The sequence below is a fragment of the Escherichia sp. KTE31 genome (genome assembly GCF_000407925.1).
Lineage (GTDB): Bacteria > Pseudomonadota > Gammaproteobacteria > Enterobacterales > Enterobacteriaceae > Escherichia > Escherichia ruysiae.
The window spans coordinates 1555966-1575450 of record NZ_KE136722.1 but is presented as its reverse complement, the minus strand read 5'-3'; the positions used below and the strand labels follow the sequence as shown (position 1 = coordinate 1575450).

General features: G+C 52.6%; 20 protein-coding genes. 14 read left to right on the top strand and 6 right to left on the bottom strand.

Annotation, left to right across the window (positions count from 1 at the left end; translation table 11 throughout):
* Positions 1–13 precede the first annotated feature (13 nt).
* From aqpZ to WES_RS13655, 8 genes are all read left to right on the top strand, one after another.
* Positions 14–709, top strand: a complete 696-nt coding sequence (gene aqpZ, locus WES_RS13620) for an aquaporin Z (protein ID WP_010347562.1) — start codon at positions 14–16, stop codon at positions 707–709.
* Positions 710–944: 235 nt separating this feature from the next.
* Positions 945–1844 (top strand): L-lysine exporter LysO, encoded by a 900-nt coding sequence (gene lysO, locus WES_RS13625; RefSeq protein ID WP_000491125.1) that lies wholly within the window; start codon positions 945–947, stop codon positions 1842–1844.
* A 143-nt stretch (positions 1845–1987) separates the two neighbouring features.
* Positions 1988–3640 carry a hydroxylamine reductase gene (hcp, locus tag WES_RS13630; protein ID WP_000458802.1) on the top strand — a complete coding sequence of 551 codons (1653 nt, stop codon included), beginning with the start codon at positions 1988–1990 and terminating at the stop codon, positions 3638–3640.
* A gap of 11 nt (positions 3641–3651) precedes the next feature.
* Positions 3652–4620, top strand: coding sequence for an NADH oxidoreductase (gene hcr / locus WES_RS13635; protein ID WP_016235169.1), 969 nt, complete (start codon positions 3652–3654; stop codon positions 4618–4620).
* A gap of 132 nt (positions 4621–4752) precedes the next feature.
* A complete protein-coding gene (gene poxB, locus WES_RS13640; protein ID WP_016158993.1) occupies positions 4753–6471 on the top strand; it encodes a ubiquinone-dependent pyruvate dehydrogenase in 1719 nt (572 codons plus the stop codon).
* A 37-nt stretch (positions 6472–6508) separates the two neighbouring features.
* Complete coding sequence (ltaE, locus tag WES_RS13645; protein ID WP_000566423.1) at positions 6509–7510, top strand: low-specificity L-threonine aldolase; 1002 nt, start codon at positions 6509–6511, stop codon at positions 7508–7510.
* Between the two features lie 10 nt (positions 7511–7520).
* The gene (locus tag WES_RS13650; RefSeq protein ID WP_016158994.1) at positions 7521–8951 is read left to right on the top strand and encodes an SDR family oxidoreductase; all 1431 of its coding nucleotides are present in this window, start codon (positions 7521–7523) and stop codon (positions 8949–8951) included.
* Between the two features lie 99 nt (positions 8952–9050).
* Entirely contained in the window at positions 9051–10064 is a 1014-nt protein-coding gene (locus tag WES_RS13655) for an NAD-dependent epimerase/dehydratase family protein (RefSeq protein WP_024191085.1), read from the top strand.
* Here WES_RS13655 and amiD read toward each other — a convergent pair.
* Both amiD and WES_RS13665 read right to left on the bottom strand, forming a co-directional pair.
* Positions 10061–10891: an N-acetylmuramoyl-L-alanine amidase AmiD gene (gene amiD / locus WES_RS13660; protein ID WP_016158995.1), complete on the bottom strand. Its 831-nt coding sequence runs from the start codon at positions 10889–10891 to the stop codon at positions 10061–10063. The genes WES_RS13655 and amiD overlap by 4 nt on opposite strands.
* A complete protein-coding gene (locus tag WES_RS13665; RefSeq protein WP_001160737.1) occupies positions 10888–11211 on the bottom strand; it encodes a heavy metal-binding domain-containing protein in 324 nt (107 codons plus the stop codon). The genes amiD and WES_RS13665 overlap by 4 nt, the downstream gene beginning before the upstream one ends.
* A gap of 125 nt (positions 11212–11336) precedes the next feature.
* On the opposite strand from WES_RS13665, the gene WES_RS13670 reads away from it, so the two are divergent.
* From WES_RS13670 to artJ, 6 genes are all read left to right on the top strand, one after another.
* Positions 11337–11852 carry a lipoprotein gene (locus WES_RS13670; RefSeq protein ID WP_010347551.1) on the top strand — a complete coding sequence of 172 codons (516 nt, stop codon included), beginning with the start codon at positions 11337–11339 and terminating at the stop codon, positions 11850–11852.
* Positions 11853–12069: 217 nt separating this feature from the next.
* Positions 12070–12798, top strand: coding sequence for an arginine ABC transporter ATP-binding protein ArtP (artP, locus tag WES_RS13675; protein WP_000027204.1), 729 nt, complete (start codon positions 12070–12072; stop codon positions 12796–12798).
* 18 nt (positions 12799–12816) lie between these two features.
* Complete coding sequence (artI, locus tag WES_RS13680; RefSeq protein WP_000756564.1) at positions 12817–13548, top strand: arginine ABC transporter substrate-binding protein ArtI; 732 nt, start codon at positions 12817–12819, stop codon at positions 13546–13548.
* 6 nt (positions 13549–13554) lie between these two features.
* Positions 13555–14271, top strand: a complete 717-nt coding sequence (gene artQ / locus WES_RS13685) for an arginine ABC transporter permease ArtQ (protein WP_001001681.1) — start codon at positions 13555–13557, stop codon at positions 14269–14271.
* Positions 14271–14939: an arginine ABC transporter permease ArtM gene (artM, locus tag WES_RS13690; RefSeq protein ID WP_016158996.1), complete on the top strand. Its 669-nt coding sequence runs from the start codon at positions 14271–14273 to the stop codon at positions 14937–14939. The genes artQ and artM overlap by 1 nt, the downstream gene beginning before the upstream one ends.
* A gap of 275 nt (positions 14940–15214) precedes the next feature.
* Positions 15215–15946 carry an arginine ABC transporter substrate-binding protein ArtJ gene (gene artJ / locus WES_RS13695; RefSeq protein ID WP_016158997.1) on the top strand — a complete coding sequence of 244 codons (732 nt, stop codon included), beginning with the start codon at positions 15215–15217 and terminating at the stop codon, positions 15944–15946.
* 28 nt (positions 15947–15974) lie between these two features.
* Here the strand turns inward: artJ and rlmC are convergent, their stop codons facing one another.
* From rlmC to potH, 4 genes are read right to left on the bottom strand one after another with little or no spacing between them, the layout of a single operon-like run.
* The gene (gene rlmC, locus WES_RS13700; protein WP_016158998.1) at positions 15975–17102 is read right to left on the bottom strand and encodes a 23S rRNA (uracil(747)-C(5))-methyltransferase RlmC; all 1128 of its coding nucleotides are present in this window, start codon (positions 17100–17102) and stop codon (positions 15975–15977) included.
* Between the two features lie 40 nt (positions 17103–17142).
* Positions 17143–17631, bottom strand: coding sequence for a YbjO family protein (locus WES_RS13705; RefSeq protein WP_000389254.1), 489 nt, complete (start codon positions 17629–17631; stop codon positions 17143–17145).
* A 59-nt stretch (positions 17632–17690) separates the two neighbouring features.
* Positions 17691–18536, bottom strand: coding sequence for a putrescine ABC transporter permease PotI (gene potI / locus WES_RS13710; protein WP_001061658.1), 846 nt, complete (start codon positions 18534–18536; stop codon positions 17691–17693).
* On the bottom strand, positions 18533–19477 hold the full coding sequence (potH, locus tag WES_RS13715) for a putrescine ABC transporter permease PotH (protein WP_016158999.1): 945 nt from the start codon (positions 19475–19477) through the stop codon (positions 18533–18535). The genes potI and potH overlap by 4 nt, the downstream gene beginning before the upstream one ends.
* Positions 19478–19485 lie beyond the last annotated feature (8 nt).

Below are 19485 nucleotides of genomic sequence, written 5' to 3'. Positions count from 1 at the left end.
AATTGAGGTGGATATGTTCAGAAAATTAGCAGCTGAATGTTTTGGTACTTTCTGGCTTGTATTTGGTGGCTGCGGTAGCGCAGTGCTGGCGGCGGCGTTCCCGGAATTAGGCATTGGTTTTGCTGGTGTCGCGCTGGCTTTTGGTCTGACCGTACTGACCATGGCCTTCGCTGTTGGTCATATTTCTGGTGGTCATTTTAACCCGGCTGTCACTATTGGTTTATGGGCAGGCGGTCGTTTCCCGGCAAAAGAAGTCGTTGGCTATGTGATTGCCCAGGTTGTCGGCGGTATTGTTGCGGCGGCACTGCTGTATTTAATTGCCAGCGGCAAAGCTGGATTTGACGCGGCAGCCAGCGGTTTTGCTTCGAACGGTTATGGCGAGCATTCACCGGGCGGTTATTCCATGCTTTCTGCACTGGTGGTTGAACTGGTACTGAGTGCGGGTTTCCTGCTGGTGATCCACGGTGCAACTGACAAATACGCTCCGGCAGGTTTTGCACCCATTGCCATTGGTCTGGCATTAACGCTGATTCACTTAATCAGTATTCCGGTAACTAACACTTCCGTTAACCCGGCGCGCAGTACTGCGGTTGCCATCTTCCAGGGCGGTTGGGCACTAGAACAACTGTGGTTCTTCTGGGTGGTGCCAATTGTCGGCGGTATTATCGGTGGTCTGATTTACCGTACTCTGCTGGAAAAACGTGATTAATTAACGCAGAAGGCCTGACGCAATGTCAGGCCTTTTTTTAAGATGTTGTTATATGTTGATTCATCCTCCTTTTGCGCTCCTTGATGTGTAAAACCACATATAGTCACAGGCGCAAGGAGCACGCACTGTTTCTGAAGCATAACGTTTCCTTTTAATTGCAACTTTACTCATCCTTCTGCTTTCAGTAGTGTGTCATCGCGCATTTCGACTTCTTCTTTGCAAGGACTGAGTTTTCATGTTTTCTGGGCTGTTAATCATTCTGGTTCCCCTGATTGTGGGTTACCTCATTCCGCTTCGCCAAAAAGCTGCGTTAAAACGCATTAATCAGCTATTAAGCTGGATGGTCTATCTCATTCTCTTTTTTATGGGTATCAGTCTGGCGTTCCTTGATAATCTCGCCAGTAATTTGCTGGCGATACTGCATTATTCCGCCGTCAGCATTACCATTATTTTACTCTGCAATATTATTGCGTTGTTGTGGCTGGAGCGTGGTCTGCCGTGGCGTAATCACCACCAGCAAGAAAAACTTCCGTCACGTATTGCGATGGCGCTGGAGTCGCTAAAACTGTGCGGCGTAGTCGTAATTGGTTTTGCCATTGGCCTTAGCGGATTAGGTTTCTTACAACATGCTACTGAAGCCAGCGAATACACATTAATTCTGTTACTTTTCCTCGTCGGTATTCAGCTACGCAATAATGGCATGACCTTAAAGCAGATTGTCCTTAATCGCCGGGGAATGATTGTCGCTGTGGTGGTGGTTGCCAGTTCTTTAATTGGTGGCTTAATTAATGCCTTTATTCTTGATCTCCCCATCAATACCGCGCTGGCAATGGCCTCAGGTTTCGGCTGGTATTCTCTTTCCGGTATTTTGTTGACTGAATCTTTTGGCCCGGTAATCGGGAGCGCGGCGTTTTTTAATGATCTGGCACGTGAGCTGATCGCCATTATGTTAATCCCCGGCCTTATCCGTCGCAGTCGCTCAACGGCACTGGGTTTGTGCGGTGCCACATCAATGGATTTCACCCTGCCCGTGCTTCAGCGGACAGGCGGGCTGGAGATGGTTCCAGCGGCGATTGTTCACGGTTTTATTCTTAGTCTGTTAGTGCCAATTCTGATCGCCCTTTTCTCTGCGTAATACCTCTCTGGCGGTAGATCCCTGCCGCCAAAATTGCGCTAAATCAATCTCCCTTAAAGTTGCATGAAAAACCCCTTTTATCCCGTCTTGAAGAGTCTTAACCTTAAACATGTATATTAAATATAACTTTAAAAGGTGTGATCATGTTTTGTGTGCAATGTGAACAAACTATCCGTACTCCGGCAGGAAACGGCTGCTCATACGCGCAGGGGATGTGTGGTAAAACGGCGGAAACCTCTGACCTTCAGGATTTACTCATCGCGGCGCTGCAAGGGCTTTCTGCCTGGGCAGTAAAAGCGCGTGAATACGGCATCATCAACCACGACGTTGACAGCTTCGCGCCACGCGCATTTTTCTCAACCCTGACCAACGTTAACTTCGATTCTCCGCGTATTGTCGGCTACGCCCGTGAAGCGATTGCCCTGCGCGAGGCGCTGAAAGCACAATGCCTGGCTGTAGATGCCAACGCCCACGTCGATAACCCGATGGCGGACTTACAACTGGTGAGCGACGATCTCGGCGAACTGCAACGTCAGGCGGCAGAATTTACCCCGAACAAAGATAAAGCGGCGATTGGCGAAAACATTCTCGGCCTGCGTCTGCTTTGCCTGTATGGCCTGAAAGGTGCGGCGGCCTATATGGAACACGCACACGTTCTCGGTCAATATGACAACGATATTTACGCCCAGTACCATAAAATCATGGCATGGCTGGGAACCTGGCCTTCCGATATGAACGCACTTCTCGAATGTTCAATGGAAATCGGCCAGATGAACTTCAAAGTGATGAGCATTCTGGATGCAGGCGAAACCGGTAAATACGGTCACCCGACGCCAACTCAGGTCAACGTGAAAGCGACGGCGGGTAAATGCATCCTGATTTCCGGTCACGATCTCAAAGATCTCTACAACCTGCTGGAACAGACCGAAGGCACGGGCGTTAACGTCTACACCCACGGCGAAATGCTGCCAGCGCATGGCTATCCGGAACTGCGTAAATTCAAACATCTGGTCGGTAACTACGGCAGCGGCTGGCAAAATCAACAAGTTGAGTTCGCTCGCTTCCCTGGCCCCATCGTGATGACCTCTAACTGTATCATCGACCCAACCGTCGGCGCTTATGACGATCGTATCTGGACCCGCAGCATTGTTGGCTGGCCGGGCGTGCGTCATCTGGATGGCGAAGATTTCTCTGCGGTTATCGCCCAGGCGCAACAAATGGCGGGCTTCCCGTACAGCGAAATTCCGCACCTGATCACCGTTGGTTTTGGTCGCCAGACGCTGCTTGGCGCGGCGGATACGCTGATTGATCTGGTGAGCCGCGAAAAACTGCGTCATATCTTCCTGCTTGGCGGCTGTGACGGCGCGCGCGGCGAACGTCACTACTTCACTGATTTCGCCACTAGCGTGCCGGATGACTGCCTGATCCTGACTCTCGCCTGTGGTAAATATCGCTTTAACAAACTGGAGTTTGGCGATATCGAAGGCCTGCCGCGTCTGGTGGATGCCGGTCAGTGTAACGATGCTTATTCAGCGATTATTCTGGCGGTAACGCTGGCAGAAAAACTGGGCTGCGGTGTCAACGATCTGCCGTTGTCGCTGGTGCTCTCCTGGTTTGAACAGAAAGCGATTGTCATTCTGCTGACGCTGCTTTCTCTGGGCGTGAAAAATATCGTCACCGGCCCGACTGCACCCGGCTTCCTGACCCCAGACCTGCTGGCGGTGCTGAACGAGAAATTCGGCCTGCGTTCTATCACCACTGTTGAAGAAGACATGAAGCAACTGTTGAGCGCGTAAGGAGTTTGTCGATGACGATGCCAACGAATCAATGCCCGTGGCGGATGCAGGTTCATCACATTAAGCAAGAAACGCCGGATGTGTGGACCATTTCCCTGATTTGCCACGATTACTATCCGTATCGCGCCGGGCAATATGCGCTGGTCAGCGTACGAAACTCAGCCGAAACGCTGCGTGCTTATACCATCTCCTCCACACCTGGCGTGAGTGAATACATCACCCTGACAGTGCGGCGGATTGATGACGGTGTCGGTTCCCAGTGGCTGACCCGCGACGTGAAACGCGGTGACTATATCTGGCTTTCGGACGCAATGGGGGAATTTACCTGCGACGATAAATCTGAAGATAAATTCCTGTTACTGGCGGCAGGCTGCGGCGTCACGCCGATTATGTCGATGCGTCGCTGGCTTGCGAAGAACCGTCCGCAGGCCGATGTGCAGGTGATCTACAACGTGCGTACGCCGCAGGACGTTATTTTTGCCGACGAATGGCGTAACTATCCGGTAACGCTGGTGGCGGAAAATAACGTTACCGAAGGCTTTATCGCTGGTCGTCTCACTCGCGAACTGCTGACTCGCGTTCCTGACTTAGCTTCACGTACCGTGATGACCTGTGGCCCGGCTCCGTATATGGATTGGGTAGAACAGGAAGTGAAGGCGCTTGGCGTGACACGCTTCTTTAAAGAGAAATTCTTTACGCCAGTGGCGGAAGCGGCGACCAGCGGTCTGAAATTCACCAAACTGCAACCGGCGCAAGAATTTTACGCACCGGTTGGCACCACGCTGCTGGAGGCGCTGGAAAGCAACAAAGTTCCGGTTGTCGCCGCCTGCCGTGCGGGTGTTTGCGGTTGCTGTAAGACGAAAGTGGTTTCCGGTGAATATACGGTGAGCAGCACGATGACGCTGACCGACGCCGAAATCGCCGAGGGTTACGTACTGGCGTGTTCATGTCATCCGCAGGGGGATATGGTTCTCGCATAATCGCCTTATGCCCGATGATATTCCTGTCATCGGGCTATTTAACCGTTAGTGCCTCCTTTTTCTCCCCTCCCTTCCCCCTCCGTCAGATGAACTAAACTTGTTACCGTTATCACATTCAGGAGACGGAGAACCATGAAACAAACGGTTGCAGCTTATATCGCCAAAACGCTCGAATCGGCAGGTGTGAAACGCATCTGGGGAGTCACGGGCGACTCACTTAACGGCCTTAGCGACAGCCTGAATCGCATGGGCACTATCGAGTGGATGCCTACTCGCCATGAAGAAGTCGCGGCCTTTGCCGCTGGCGCTGAAGCCCAGCTTTCAGGAGAACTGGCGGTCTGTGCCGGATCGTGCGGCCCCGGCAACCTTCACTTAATCAACGGCCTGTTCGATTGTCATCGCAATCACGTTCCGGTACTGGCGATTGCCGCCCACATCCCTTCCAGCGAAATCGGCAGCGGCTATTTCCAGGAGACCCACCCGCAAGAGTTATTCCGAGAATGTAGCCACTATTGCGAGCTGGTTTCCAGCCCGGAGCAGATCCCACAAGTGCTGGCGATTGCCATGCGCAAAGCGGTGTTAAACCGTGGCGTTTCGGTTGTAGTGTTACCGGGCGACGTGGCGTTAAAACCTGCGCCAGAAGGGGCGACCACGCACTGGTATCATGCGCCACAGCCGGTAGTCACACCAGAAGAAGAAGAGTTACGCAAACTGGCGCAACTGCTGCGTTACTCCAGCAATATCGCCCTGATGTGCGGCAGCGGCTGTGCGGGAGCGCATAAAGAGTTAGTCGAGTTTGCCGGGAAAATTAAAGCGCCTATTATTCATGCCCTGCGCGGTAAAGAATATGTCGAATACGATAACCCGTATGATGTTGGAATGACGGGATTAATCGGCTTCTCATCAGGTTTTCATACCATGATGAACGCCGACACGTTAGTTCTGCTCGGCACGCAGTTCCCCTACCGCGCGTTCTACCCAACCGATGCCAAAATTATTCAGATTGATATCAACCCAGCGAGCATTGGTGCGCACAGCAAGGTGGATATGGCACTGGTCGGCGATATCAAATCGACTCTGCGTGCATTGCTGCCGCTGGTGGAAGAAAAAACCGATCGCAAGTTCCTCGATAAGGCGCTGGAAAATTACCGCGATGCCCGCAAAGGGCTGGACGATTTAGCTAAACCGAGCGAGAAAGCAATTCATCCGCAATATCTGGCGCAGCAAATTAGCCATTTTGCTGCCGATGACGCCATCTTTACCTGTGACGTCGGCACGCCAACAGTATGGGCAGCGCGTTATCTGAAAATGAACGGCAAGCGTCGCCTGTTAGGTTCGTTTAACCACGGTTCGATGGCTAATGCTATGCCACAGGCGCTGGGTGCTCAGGCGACGGAGCCGGAACGTCAGGTGGTCGCCATGTGCGGCGATGGCGGTTTTAGCATGTTAATGGGCGATTTCCTCTCAGTAGTGCAGATGAAACTGCCGGTGAAAATTATCGTCTTTAACAACAGCGTGCTGGGCTTTGTGGCGATGGAGATGAAGGCCGGAGGCTACCTGACAGACGGTACTGAGCTGCACGACACCAACTTTGCCCGCATTGCCGAAGCATGCGGCATTACGGGTATTCGCGTGGAAAAAGCCTCTGAAGTCGATGAAGCCCTGCAACGCGCCTTCTTCATCGACGGTCCGGTGCTGGTGGATGTGGTGGTTGCCAAAGAAGAGTTAGCCATTCCGCCGCAAATCAAACTCGAGCAGGCCAAAGGATTTAGCCTGTATATGCTGCGGGCAATCATCAGCGGACGCGGTGATGAAGTGATCGAACTGGCGAAAACAAACTGGCTAAGGTAAAAAGGGTGGCATTTCCCGTCATAAATAAGGACATGCCATGATTGATTTACGCAGTGATACCGTAACCCGACCGAGCCGCGCCATGCTCGAAACGATGATGGCCGCCCCGGTTGGGGACGACGTTTACGGAGACGACCCTACCGTTAATGCTTTGCAGGACTACGCCGCAGAGCTTTCCGGTAAAGAAGCCGCCATCTTTCTGCCGACCGGCACCCAGGCTAACCTGGTCGCTCTGCTCAGTCACTGCGAACGCGGCGAAGAGTATATTGTCGGTCAGGCCGCGCATAACTATCTGTTTGAAGCTGGTGGCGCAGCGGTGCTGGGCAGTATTCAGCCGCAACCCATCGACGCTGCTGCTGACGGCACGCTGCCGCTGGATAAAGTGGCGATGAAAATCAAACCCGACGATATTCACTTCGCCCGCACCAAATTACTCAGTCTGGAAAACACCCACAACGGCAAAGTGCTGCCGCGTGAATATCTGAAAGAAGCATGGGAATTTAGCCGCGAGCGTAATCTGGCATTACACGTTGACGGTGCGCGCATCTTTAACGCCGTAGTGGCTTACGGCTGCGAACTGAAAGAGATCACGCAATATTGTGACTCGTTCACCATTTGTCTGTCGAAGGGTCTTGGTACGCCAGTCGGTTCGTTACTGGTCGGCAATCGTGATTACATTAAACGCGCCATCCGCTGGCGGAAAATGACCGGCGGCGGGATGCGCCAGTCCGGCATTCTGGCTGCCGCCGGGATGTATGCCCTGAAAAATAACGTCGCACGGTTGCAGGAAGACCACGACAACGCCGCCTGGATGGCGGAGCAGTTGCGTGAGGCAGGCGCGGATGTGATGCGTCAGGACACCAATATGCTGTTTGTCCGCGTCGGGGAAGAAAATGCTGCCGCGTTAGGCGAATACATGAAAGCGCGAAACGTACTGATCAACGCCTCGCCGATTGTCCGCCTGGTGACGCATCTTGACGTCTCGCGTGAACAACTGGCTGAAGTTGCCGCCCACTGGCGCGCTTTCCTGACGCGTTAAGGAGAGAGACGTGCCGCAACGCATTTTAGTTCTCGGTGCCAGTGGCTACATTGGTCAGCATCTGGTGCGCACACTCAGCCAGCAGGGGCATCAGGTTCTGGCGGCGGCACGTCACGTCGACAGACTTTCGAAGCTGCAACTGGCTAATGTCAGTTGCCATAAAGTCGATCTTAGCTGGCCGGATAATCTTCCGGCACTCTTGCAGGATATCGATACCGTCTATTTTCTGGTGCACAGCATGGGCGAAGGCGGCGATTTTATCGCGCAGGAGCGCCAGGTGGCTCTCAACGTCCGCGATGCGCTGCGCGAAGTGCCGGTTAAGCAATTAATTTTTCTCAGTTCACTGCAAGCCCCGCCCCATGAGCAATCGGATCATCTGCGCGCTCGTCAGGCTACGGCGGACATACTGCGTGAAGCGAATGTACCGGTTACCGAATTGCGTGCCGGAATTATCGTCGGTGCCGGGTCAGCAGCGTTCGAAGTGATGCGTGATATGGTTTACAACCTGCCAGTGTTAACGCCGCCACGCTGGGTACGTTCACGCACCACGCCCATCGCGCTGGAAAACCTGCTGCACTATCTGGTGGCGCTGTTGGAGCATCCGGCCAGCGAACATCAGGTATTCGAAGCCGCCGGACCAGAGGTGCTCAGCTATCAGCAGCAGTTTGAACATTTTATGGCGGTGAGCGGTAAACATCGCTGGTTGATTCCAGTCCCCTTCCCCACCCGCTGGATTTCGGTGTGGTTTCTCAATGTGATTACCTCCGTTCCCTCTACTACTGCCAAAGCGTTGATTCAGGGGCTGAAACACGATCTGCTGGCGGATGACACCGCGTTACGCGCGCTCATCCCACAACCGCTGATCGCCTTCGATGACGCGGTACGTCGCACCCTGAAAGAAGAAGAAAAACTGGTTAACTCCAGCGACTGGGGATACGACGCTCAGGCTTTTGCCCGCTGGCGACCAGAATACGGCTATTTCGCCAAACAGGCGGGGTTTACCGTTAAAACTTCCGCCAGCCTTCAGGCTTTATGGCAGGTGGTGAATCAAATCGGCGGTAAAGAACGTTATTTCTTTGGCAATATTTTGTGGCAGACCCGGGCGCTAATGGATCGCGCGATAGGTCACAAACTGGCGAAAGGTCGCCCCGCACGGGAATATCTGCAAACGGGCGATGCGGTGGATAGCTGGAAAGTGATTGTCGTCGAGCCGGAAAAACAACTTACCCTGTTATTTGGCATGAAAGCGCCAGGACTTGGGCGACTGTGTTTTACGCTGGAAGATAAAGGCGACTATCGCACTATTGATGTACGCGCCTTCTGGCATCCTCACGGTATGCCAGGGTTGTTTTACTGGCTACTGATGATCCCCGCGCATCTGTTTATTTTTCGCGGCATGGCAAAACGAATCGCCAGACTGGCAGAACAAAGCACAGATTAATCGAAAAAAACCTGCGTTATTCTTTCACGTTTCCCATTGCATCAAGGAGGAAATCACGGAAGAATGCGCTCGTCGTTTTATCAACAACAGTGGAATGATATGAAGGTACTGGTTACCGGCGCCACCAGCGGTTTAGGTCGAAACGCGGTTGAGTTTTTATGCCGGAAAGGCATCAGTGTGAGAGCAACCGGTCGCAACGAAGCGATGGGCAAATTGCTGGAAAAAATAGGTGCAGAGTTTGTCCATGCGGATCTGACCGAGCTGGTCTCATCGCAGGCGAAGGTGATGCTCGCTGGCATTGATACACTGTGGCACTGTTCCAGCTTTACCTCGCCGTGGGGAACGCAGCAGGCTTTCGATCTGGCAAACGTTCGCGCCACTCGCCGCCTGGGCGAATGGGCTGTCGCCTGGGGCGTGCGTAATTTTATTCATATCTCTTCCCCCTCCCTGTACTTCGACTATCACCACCATCGCGATATCAAAGAAGATTTTCGCCCTCACCGCTTCGCCAACGAATTTGCCCGCAGCAAAGCCGCCAGCGAAGAGGTGATCAATATGCTTTCGCAGACCAACCCACAGACGCGCTTTACTATTCTGCGCCCACAAAGTCTGTTCGGCCCGCACGATAAAGTTTTTATTCCCCGTCTGGCGCATATGATGCACCACTACGGCAGCATTCTGTTACCCCACGGCGGCAGCGCGCTGGTCGATATGACCTACTATGAAAATGCCGTGCACGCTATGTGGCTGGCGAGTCAGGAAGCGTGCGATAAGTTGCCTTCTGGTCGTACGTACAACATTACCAACGGCGAACATCGCACTCTGCGCAGCATCGTGCAGAAACTGATCGACGAACTGAACATTGATTGCCGTATCCGGTCGGTGCCTTACCCAATGCTGGATATGATTGCCCGCAGTATGGAGCGTTTAGGACGCAAGTCAGCAAAAGAGCCGCCGCTGACCCATTACGGCGTCTCCAAGTTGAATTTTGACTTTACGCTGGATATTACGCGTGCGCAGGAAGAGTTAGGTTATCAGCCGATCATCACGCTAAATGAAGGTATTGAGCAAACTGCCGCCTGGCTGCGCGACCACGGAAAACTGCCGCGCTAATCCTGACCGTATTTCTCCAGCAACGCTTCGGCAATCGCCTGAGTTTCTGCATCCGCTTCGCCGTTATATAACGTCGGGCGGAAGTGCATCTGAAACGCCATAATCACTCGCTGCTGTTCGCGCGGCGTCATTTCAGGTTTTACGTCATAGCCGTAGCGTGCCAAAAGTTCCAGCAACGATGCGGTTTCTACCGGCGTGTGTGGCACGCGCCCGGCCAGATAAAAGCTAACGCGCGATGCATCGGGCCAGGCACCAATCCCCTGCTGCGCCAGTTGCTGCCACGGGAACAGTGGACCAGGATCGTCTTTGCGCTGTGGGGCAATATCCGCATGTGCCACCACGTTTTCTGGTTTAATGTGATAGCGAGCGATAATATCTTTCGCCAGTGGAATGAGCGCCTGAATTTGCGCTGGTTCAAACGGCGTAAAATATTTCACCCCCGCTGATTTCTGCCAGCCGCGATTTTCCAGCTCAATGCCAATAGAGGTATCGTTAATCCGCGTCGCCCCGCGCCAGGCGCTGATCCCCGCGTGCCAGGCCAGTTCTTGCTCCGGCACCAATTGCCAGATACGCGGTTTGCCGTTGTAACGCGGCGGCACGGCAGGCACCAGGTAGTGCGAGCTGACTTTTTTATCGGTCAACGTCGCCAGCGACGTGTCGAAATCATCCGCCGTGTAGTGGATCACCAGCACTTTAATACGGGGATATGCCGCCTGCGCCTGGCGTCGGGTGTCGAGTTGGTATCCCTCTTTCTCGACAATGCCTTTTTCCCCTGCGCACCCTGCCAGTAACAGGATCGCCGCAACCAGCCAGAAAACTCTTCTCATCGACGCGTTTTCACCGCCGTTCCGCTGACGCTGACCATCAGCATACTGCCGTTTTGCCCGACCGTTTCGTAGTCGATATCAATGCCGACCACTGCATCCGCTCCCAGCGCCCGTGCCTGGGAACCTAATTCTTCAAACGCAATTTCTCGTGCCTTGCGCAGTTCCTTTTCGTAAGCCCCTGAACGACCGCCGACGATATCGCGGATACCGGCAAAGAAATCACGGAAAATATTGGCGCCTAAAATCGCTTCGCCCGTCACCACACCGCAATATTCAACGATGGTCTGACCTTCAAGTGTTGGGGTTGTGGAAAATTGCATGATCGATCTCCTTGTATGCTAAGCCTTCGATCTCAAAAGCATTATCGGACTGATACGCTATTATTGAAAGGATATCATTATTATCGTAGAACGCTTTCAAGGTGTTCGCTTATAAGGAAATCATTATGCGCTACAGCAAATTGACCATGCTTATCCCTTGCGCACTGTTACTCAGTGCTTGCACCACCGTCACGCCAGCCTATAAAGACAACGGCTCCCGCACAGGTTCTTGCGTCCAGGGCGGCCCTGACAGCGTGGCTCAGCAATTCTATGACTACCGTATTCAGCATCGCAGTAACGACATTACCGCTCTGCGTCCGTACTTGAGTGACAAACTGGCGGCACTGCTCAGCGATGCCAGCCGCGATAACAACCAACGAGAATTGTTAAGCAGCGATCCCTTCTCCAGTCGTACCACCTTGCCAGACAGCGCCCGCGTCGCCAGTGCTTCTACCATCCCGAATCGCGATGCACGTAATATTCCGTTGCGCGTGGATCTGAAACAAGGCGACCAGAGCTGGCAGGATGAGGTGCTGATGATTCAGGAAGGCCAGTGTTGGGTCATCGACGATGTGCGCTATTTAGGTGGCAGCGTTCACGCCAAAGCGGGAACATTACGCCAGTCCATTGAGAACCGTTAATCCCTTGATTAGATTATAACCCCCATAAATTGTCCGGCATTCTGTGAGGAATGCCGACATTTATGCTCGCCGAACAACGCCCTCGTTATTTTGTGCTATGTTTATTGAATAATGCGCTTTGCTTTTAACTTTTAAAGCAGAAATATTGCATAATTATTCTGTCAAAGGTACTATCTTCGACCTCAATAGCTATCAGACTGCCAGTATACGAGTGTCAATGAGTATTCAATTAAACGGCATTAATTGCTTCTACGGCGCACACCAGGCGCTGTTCGATATCACGCTGGATTGCCCGCAAGGCGAAACGCTGGTGTTACTTGGCCCCAGCGGCGCGGGGAAAAGCTCGCTGCTGCGTGTACTCAATCTGCTTGAGATGCCGCGCTCCGGTACGCTCAACATTGCAGGCAACCATTTCGATTTCACCAAAACACCGTCTGACAAAGCGATTCGCGACCTGCGTCGCAACGTCGGCATGGTGTTTCAGCAATACAATCTGTGGCCGCATCTCACCGTGCAGCAAAACCTGATCGAAGCGCCATGCCGCGTACTTGGCTTGAGTAAAGATCAGGCGCTGGCTCGCGCAGAAAAACTGCTTGAGCGTCTGCGTCTCAAACCTTATAGCGATCGTTACCCGCTGCACCTTTCTGGTGGTCAGCAACAACGTGTTGCTATTGCCCGTGCGCTGATGATGGAGCCGCAGGTACTGCTGTTTGATGAACCGACCGCCGCGCTGGACCCGGAAATTACGGCACAGATCGTCAGCATCATTCGTGAGCTGGCGGAGACCAATATTACCCAGGTGATCGTCACCCACGAAGTTGAAGTGGCGCGTAAAACCGCCAGCCGTGTGGTGTATATGGAAAACGGTCACATCGTTGAACAAGGCGACGCGCGCTGCTTTACCGAGCCGCAAACCGAAGCATTTAAAAACTATCTCTCTCACTAAAGATTCGGGATAACGACAATGAAAAAAGTTCTGATTGCCGCGTTAATTGCAGGTTTTAGTCTTTCCGCCACAGCTGCCGAAACCATTCGTTTTGCTACCGAAGCCTCCTATCCTCCGTTTGAATCTATAGACGCAAATAACCAGATCGTCGGTTTTGACGTCGACCTCGCACAGGCACTGTGTAAAGAGATTGATGCAACCTGTACTTTCTCCAACCAGGCATTTGACAGCCTGATCCCGAGTCTGAAATTCCGCCGTGTGGACGCCGTTATGGCAGGTATGGATATCACTCCAGAGCGTGAAAAACAGGTGCTGTTCACCACTCCGTACTATGACAACTCCGCCCTGTTTGTGGGTCAGCAAGGTAAATACACCAGCGTTGATCAGCTGAAAGGCAAGAAAGTCGGTGTGCAGAACGGGACGACACACCAGAAATTCATTATGGATAAACATCCGGAAATCACTACCGTGCCGTATGACAGCTACCAGAACGCGAAACTGGATCTGCAAAACGGGCGTATCGACGGTGTATTCGGTGACACCGCAGTGGTAACCGAATGGCTGAAAGATAATCCAAAACTGGCGGCTGTGGGCGACAAAGTGACCGATAAAGATTACTTCGGTACTGGCCTCGGCATCGCAGTACGTCAGGGCAACACTGAACTGCAGCAGAAATTTAATACTGCGCTGGAAAAAGTGAAGAAAGATGGCACTTACGAAACCATCTACAACAAATGGTTCCAGAAGTAATTCCTGATGAATGAATTTTTTCCTTTAGCAAGCGCCGCCGGGATGACCGTCGGCCTTGCCGTTTGTGCATTGATTGTCGGACTGGCGCTGGCGATGTTCTTTGCAGTATGGGAGTCAGCAAAATGGCGCCCTGTTGCGTGGGCAGGTTCGGCGCTGGTAACGATTCTACGCGGCCTGCCAGAAATTCTGGTGGTGCTGTTTATCTACTTTGGCTCCTCGCAGTTACTGCTGACGCTTGCGGATGGCTTCACCATCAATCTTGGATTCGTGCAGATCCCGGTGCAGATGAACATTGAGAACTTCGACGTTAGCCCGTTCCTTTGCGGTGTTATCGCTCTGTCACTGCTGTATGCCGCTTATGCTTCGCAAACTCTGCGTGGCGCACTGAAAGCGGTGCCGGTGGGTCAGTGGGAATCGGGTCAGGCGCTGGGGCTGTCGAAATCGGCTATCTTTTTCCGTCTGGTGATGCCGCAGATGTGGCGTCATGCGCTGCCTGGTCTCGGCAACCAGTGGCTGGTACTGCTGAAAGATACCGCGCTGGTCAGTTTGATTAGTGTGAATGATTTAATGCTGCAAACCAAAAGCATCGCCACCCGTACTCAGGAACCGTTTACCTGGTACATTGTGGCGGCGGCGATTTACCTGGTGATTACCCTGTTGAGCCAGTACATACTCAAACGCATTGACCTGCGCGCGACACGTTTTGAGCGGAGACCTGGCTGATGCTTGAGTATTTACCCGAACTGATGAAAGGGCTGCATACCAGCCTGACGCTGACGGTAGCCTCACTGGTTGTGGCGCTGATTCTGGCGTTGATTTTTACCATCATCCTGACGCTGAAAACACCGGTGCTGGTGTGGCTTGTGCGTGGCTATATAACGCTGTTTACCGGTACGCCGCTGCTGGTGCAGATCTTCCTGATTTACTACGGACCGGGTCAGTTTCCGACGTTGCAGGAGTATCCGGCGCTGTGGCATTTGCTGTCGGAACCGTGGCTGTGTGCGCTAATTGCGTTGTCGCTGAACAGTGCGGCGTATACCACGCAACTGTTTTACGGGGCGATTCGCGCGATCCCGGAAGGTCAATGGCAGTCCTGTAGCGCGCTGGGAATGAGCAAAAAAGATACGCTGGCGATCCTCCTGCCGTATGCCTTTAAACGCTCGCTCTCTTCCTATTCCAACGAAGTGGTGCTGGTGTTCAAAAGTACCTCTCTGGCATACACCATTACGCTAATGGAAGTGATGGGCTACAGCCAGTTACTGTACGGACGCACCTACGACGTAATGGTGTTTGGCGCGGCGGGGATTATTTACCTCGTCGTCAACGGCCTGCTGACGCTGATGATGCGTCTGATTGAGCGTAAAGCACTGGCATTTGAACGTCGGAATTAATGTGACTGCGTACACATTCACCGGGGGGTTTTGTAGGTCTGAGAAGACGCGCCAGCGTCGCATCAGACACCTGCACGGTGCCTGTGCCGGATGCGGCGTACATAGTGCATAAATCCTTATAATGAAGACGGACAACCCACTAAGTTGTCCGTCTTTTTTTATCTAGCGCAAACTATTTAATCATATTTATTGCATATAAATTCATTTGATGGCATTGTAAATCCATGCCGCAGACACGGCTAATAATCATAAGATTGACAGACGGGAGTTCCATCATGAAAAAGCTAGTTCTTGCCGCATTACTTGCATCCTGTGCATTCGGCGCTTCTGCCGCAGAGAAAATCAATTTCGGCGTCTCTGCCACTTATCCGCCATTCGAATCGATGGATGCAAATAACCAGATCGTCGGCTTTGATATCGATCTGGCAAAGGCGTTATGCAAACAAATGCAGGCAGAATGTACTTTTACTAATCACGCTTTCGACAGCCTGATCCCGTCACTGAAATTCAGAAAATATGACGCAGTGATTTCCGGGATGGACATCACACCGGAACGTAGCAAGCAGGTAGCCTTTACCACCCCCTATTACGAAAACTCAGCCGTTGTGATTGCCAAAAAAGATGCCTATAAGACTTTTGCCGACCTGAAAGGTAAACGTATTGGTATGGAAAACGGCACCACTCACCAGAAATATATTCAGGATCAGCATCCGGAAGTGAAAACCGTCTCTTATGACAGTTATCAGAATGCATTTATCGACCTGAAAAATGGTCGTATTGATGGGGTATTTGGTGATACAGCGGTAGTTAATGAGTGGCTGAAAACCAATCCGCAACTGGGCGTTGCGACTGAGAAAGTAACCGATCCGCAGTACTTCGGCACCGGTCTGGGCATCGCTGTACGTCCGGATAACAAAGCTCTGCTGGAGAAACTGAATAAGGCACTGGCAGCCGTTAAAGCAGACGGTACATATCAGAAAATCAGCGAACAGTGGTTCCCGCAGTAAGATTCAGAAAGCCGCAGATGCGGCTTTTTTATTGCTTCACCAGCAGCGTCAGCACTTCATAATGTGCGGTGTGGGGGAACATATCGAAAAGCTGTACCCGCTCAATGCGATATCCTGGCAGTTCGCGGATATCTTTCGCCATCGTTTGGGCGTTACAGCTTGAGTAGATAATAAAACGCGGTGCCATCGTCGAAAGATAATCACACAGCGGTTTACCAATGCCGCGACGCGGTGGATTAACCAGCACCAGTTCCGGCACTTCACCCTGAGCGGTGGCAAACTGAGTGGAGTCCAGCGCCTGAAATTGCAGACGCGTTAGACCCAGTTCAGCAGCAGATTGTTTCGCACAGGCAATCGCTTCTGGCGCAATCTCAATCCCCGTTAACTGCATTTCTGGCGTTGCACAATGCAAACCAAAACCGCCAACGCCGCAGAACAGATCCCACATATGATTTACCGGCAATTGCCGCACCCAGTCACGCGCGGTGGCGTACAGCTGGCTGGCGACCGCCGGATTTGTCTGGAAGAAACTTTGCGGGCGGATCCACAGCGGCACGTCATTAAAACGCTCTGCCAGCGCCTGCTGTTCGGTCAGGTAGATCTCCGTCTCCCCTTCCATTATCGCCATATGCACTGGCTGAATATTGACGGTAATGACTTTTAGCTGTGGCAGTTGCGCCTGTAACCACGGCAGCGCCTTACGCAGTTGCGCCAGCTTGGTTTCAGAACGCAGTACAAAGCGCAGCATCATACCGCCATCCATCTGGCTTTCAGTCAGCAGAATATATTTCAGTTCGCCACGCTTGCGCGCCACGTTGTAGGGCGTCAGACCCGCACGGGCGATAAACGGTTTTAGCGCCGAAAAAACGGGCGCAAATGAGGCAGGGTAAAGCGGGCAATCGCAAAGATCTTCTGGCGTACCGTCGCGGTGTAGCATTCCGAGCAGTGGTTTTTCAACGCTACCACTCACCACCATTTTGGCTTTATTGCGAAACCCTTGTTCCGGACCAGACACCGGCGCACACCACTCCGAAACCGGAAAATCGGCCAACAGATTTTTAAGATCGGCGGTTTTAGCGGAGAGTTGCTCTGGAATCGGCTGCGTTATCCACTGACAGGAGCGACAGCGACCCGCGTCGTAAAGTGCGCACTGCATACATTGACCTTCACATCATCAGGGGCGAGGATTATACACATTATTGCAACTGGAAGAACCGCCGACTGGTGGCGGGAACGAACAACAGCAATAAGATGAGCATATCCGGCAGCTTTTGTAACATCAGGCTATGGAAGATTTCACGTTTCGATTCACCAGGAATGCTGAACAGCTCAGGGTAACCATAACCGAGCGAAGCTGCCCACAGGTAACTGGCTGCCGTGATTTGCGTCAACAGATACAGCCAGCGCGCCAGGCGACGCCCTTTCACCAGCGAAAACGCACACCAGATTTCAATAAAAACCAGCGCAAGGCTGCTTAGAAAGACCAGCGTTAAACTCCAGGTTTGTACGCTGCGATGAATGAACTCGCCGATACCGCGCACGCCCAGCGTATTGAAAATCATCAGCACGTCGAGGCCACGGATCATAATAATGGCGAGCGCCGCCACCTGCACCAGTGCAGGCACATTCAGGCGAGCATGTGATGAAGATGTTTTCTTAAAAAATCCCAACGTTTCGTCTTCCATGAAAACAATGCCGCGACATGCGCGGCATTATGTAGCCAGGTTGGCAAATTTTAGTGTCTTCAGCCACGTCTTGCACGCTGGATATCGCGTATCCGCTGCTTTTCTGCGCGCGCCATTAAATACCAGGCGATAAATCCGACAATTCCGACCGCACCGAGAATCAATGTTGCCAGGGCGTTGATTTCCGGATTCACCCCCATCCGCACGCTGGAGAAGACCAGCATCGGTAACGTGGTGGCTCCCGGCCCGGAAACAAAGCTGGCGATCACCAGATCGTCGAGCGACAGAGTAAAAGCAAGCAACCAACCAGAAATGATCGCCGGCATGATCATCGGTAGTGTAATGACGAAAAACACCTTCAGCGGCGTCGCGCCGAGATCCATCGCGGCTTCTTCAATGGAGCGATCCAGTTCCCGCAGACGCGAAGAAATAACAACTGCCACATAAGCCGTACAGAAAGTCACGTGCGCCAGCCAGATAGTTAACATACCGCGATCGGCAGGCCAGCCGATGGCATGAGCAAGGGCAACGAACAATAACAACAGCGACAGGCCAGTGATCACATCAGGCATGACTAACGGCGCGGTGATCATAAAGGCAAAGCCATTTGATCCACGAAACCGCCCGAAACGTACCAGCACGACCGCCGCAATAGTCCCGAGGATCGCCGCCGCCGTCGCCGCACAGGCGGCAATCGTCAGACTTAAGCCGACCGCGCTCATCATCGCATCATCACGCAATAACTCACCGTACCAGCGCGTTGACCAACCGGCCCACACCGTCACCAGCTTCGAACTGTTAAATGAATAGATGACCAGCATCAGCATCGGCGCATAGAGAAAGGTGAAGCCCAGCAACAAAATCACAATTCGCCAGGGCGAACGAACGACCGGTAAATTATTCATCCGTGTTCCCCCACGCTTTTTTGCTGATATTTGTGGAACCACATAATTGGCACAATCAGCAGCAATAACATAATGATCGCCACCGCAGAAGCCACCGGCCAGTCGCGGTTATTGAAAAACTCCTGCCACAGAACGCGCCCGATCATGATGCTATCAGGGCCGCCGAGCAGTTCCGGGATCACAAACTCACCCACCGCCGGAATGAAAACCAGCATTGATCCGGCGATAATCCCACCTTTGGTAAGCGGCACAATCACCGTAAAGAAAGTCTTCAGCGGACGCGCGCCGAGATCCAGCGCGGCTTCCACCAGCGAATAATCAATACGAATCAAGGCGGTGTAGATCGGCAGCACCATAAACGGTACGTAGGCGTAAACAATGCCGATATAAACTGCCAGATTGGTATGCAGAATGGTCAGCGGCTGATCGATAACCCCCAGCCACAGCAGAAAATTATTCAGCACACCATTGTTTTTTAGTATCCCCATCCAGGCGTAAACGCGGATCAAAAATGAGGTCCACGAAGGCAGGATCACCAGCAGCAATAAGATATTGCGGGTCGACGGTTTACTGTGCGCCACTGCCCACGCCAGCGGATAGCCGAGCAATAAGCAACAAACGGTCGAAATCGCCGCCACCTGTAACGACTGGAGATAAGCATCGAAATAGAGCGGATCGTCAGTCAGTTGCAGAAAATTACCGAGATTAAGAGTGATGGAAAGTTGCCCGTCAGCCCACTCCATCAGTTCGGTATAAGGTGGAATAGCGCGCGCCATCTCCGCCAGGCTTATTTTAAAGACAATCAGAAATGGCAGCAGAAACAACAAAATCAACCAGATATACGGCAGCGCAATCACCAGTTTGCGCCCGTGCTTCATTTGCCACTGTGTAAGCCATTGCTTTAATCCACCCGGCTGGGCAGCAGGTTCAAGTGTACTCATCTTTGCTC

Coding starts and splice junctions, on each gene's coding strand:
- aqpZ (WP_010347562.1), top strand. CDS start 14: ATGTTCAGAAAATTAGCAGCTGAATGTTTTGGTACTTTCTGGCTTGTA.
- lysO (WP_000491125.1), top strand. CDS start 945: ATGTTTTCTGGGCTGTTAATCATTCTGGTTCCCCTGATTGTGGGTTAC.
- hcp (WP_000458802.1), top strand. CDS start 1,988: ATGTTTTGTGTGCAATGTGAACAAACTATCCGTACTCCGGCAGGAAAC.
- hcr (WP_016235169.1), top strand. CDS start 3,652: ATGACGATGCCAACGAATCAATGCCCGTGGCGGATGCAGGTTCATCAC.
- poxB (WP_016158993.1), top strand. CDS start 4,753: ATGAAACAAACGGTTGCAGCTTATATCGCCAAAACGCTCGAATCGGCA.
- ltaE (WP_000566423.1), top strand. CDS start 6,509: ATGATTGATTTACGCAGTGATACCGTAACCCGACCGAGCCGCGCCATG.
- WES_RS13655 (WP_024191085.1), top strand. CDS start 9,051: ATGAAGGTACTGGTTACCGGCGCCACCAGCGGTTTAGGTCGAAACGCG.
- amiD (WP_016158995.1), bottom strand. CDS start 10,891: ATGAGAAGAGTTTTCTGGCTGGTTGCGGCGATCCTGTTACTGGCAGGG.
- WES_RS13665 (WP_001160737.1), bottom strand. CDS start 11,211: ATGCAATTTTCCACAACCCCAACACTTGAAGGTCAGACCATCGTTGAA.
- WES_RS13670 (WP_010347551.1), top strand. CDS start 11,337: ATGCGCTACAGCAAATTGACCATGCTTATCCCTTGCGCACTGTTACTC.
- artP (WP_000027204.1), top strand. CDS start 12,070: ATGAGTATTCAATTAAACGGCATTAATTGCTTCTACGGCGCACACCAG.
- artI (WP_000756564.1), top strand. CDS start 12,817: ATGAAAAAAGTTCTGATTGCCGCGTTAATTGCAGGTTTTAGTCTTTCC.
- artQ (WP_001001681.1), top strand. CDS start 13,555: ATGAATGAATTTTTTCCTTTAGCAAGCGCCGCCGGGATGACCGTCGGC.
- artM (WP_016158996.1), top strand. CDS start 14,271: ATGCTTGAGTATTTACCCGAACTGATGAAAGGGCTGCATACCAGCCTG.
- artJ (WP_016158997.1), top strand. CDS start 15,215: ATGAAAAAGCTAGTTCTTGCCGCATTACTTGCATCCTGTGCATTCGGC.
- rlmC (WP_016158998.1), bottom strand. CDS start 17,102: ATGCAGTGCGCACTTTACGACGCGGGTCGCTGTCGCTCCTGTCAGTGG.
- WES_RS13705 (WP_000389254.1), bottom strand. CDS start 17,631: ATGGAAGACGAAACGTTGGGATTTTTTAAGAAAACATCTTCATCACAT.
- potI (WP_001061658.1), bottom strand. CDS start 18,536: ATGAATAATTTACCGGTCGTTCGTTCGCCCTGGCGAATTGTGATTTTG.
- potH (WP_016158999.1), bottom strand. CDS start 19,477: ATGAGTACACTTGAACCTGCTGCCCAGCCGGGTGGATTAAAGCAATGG.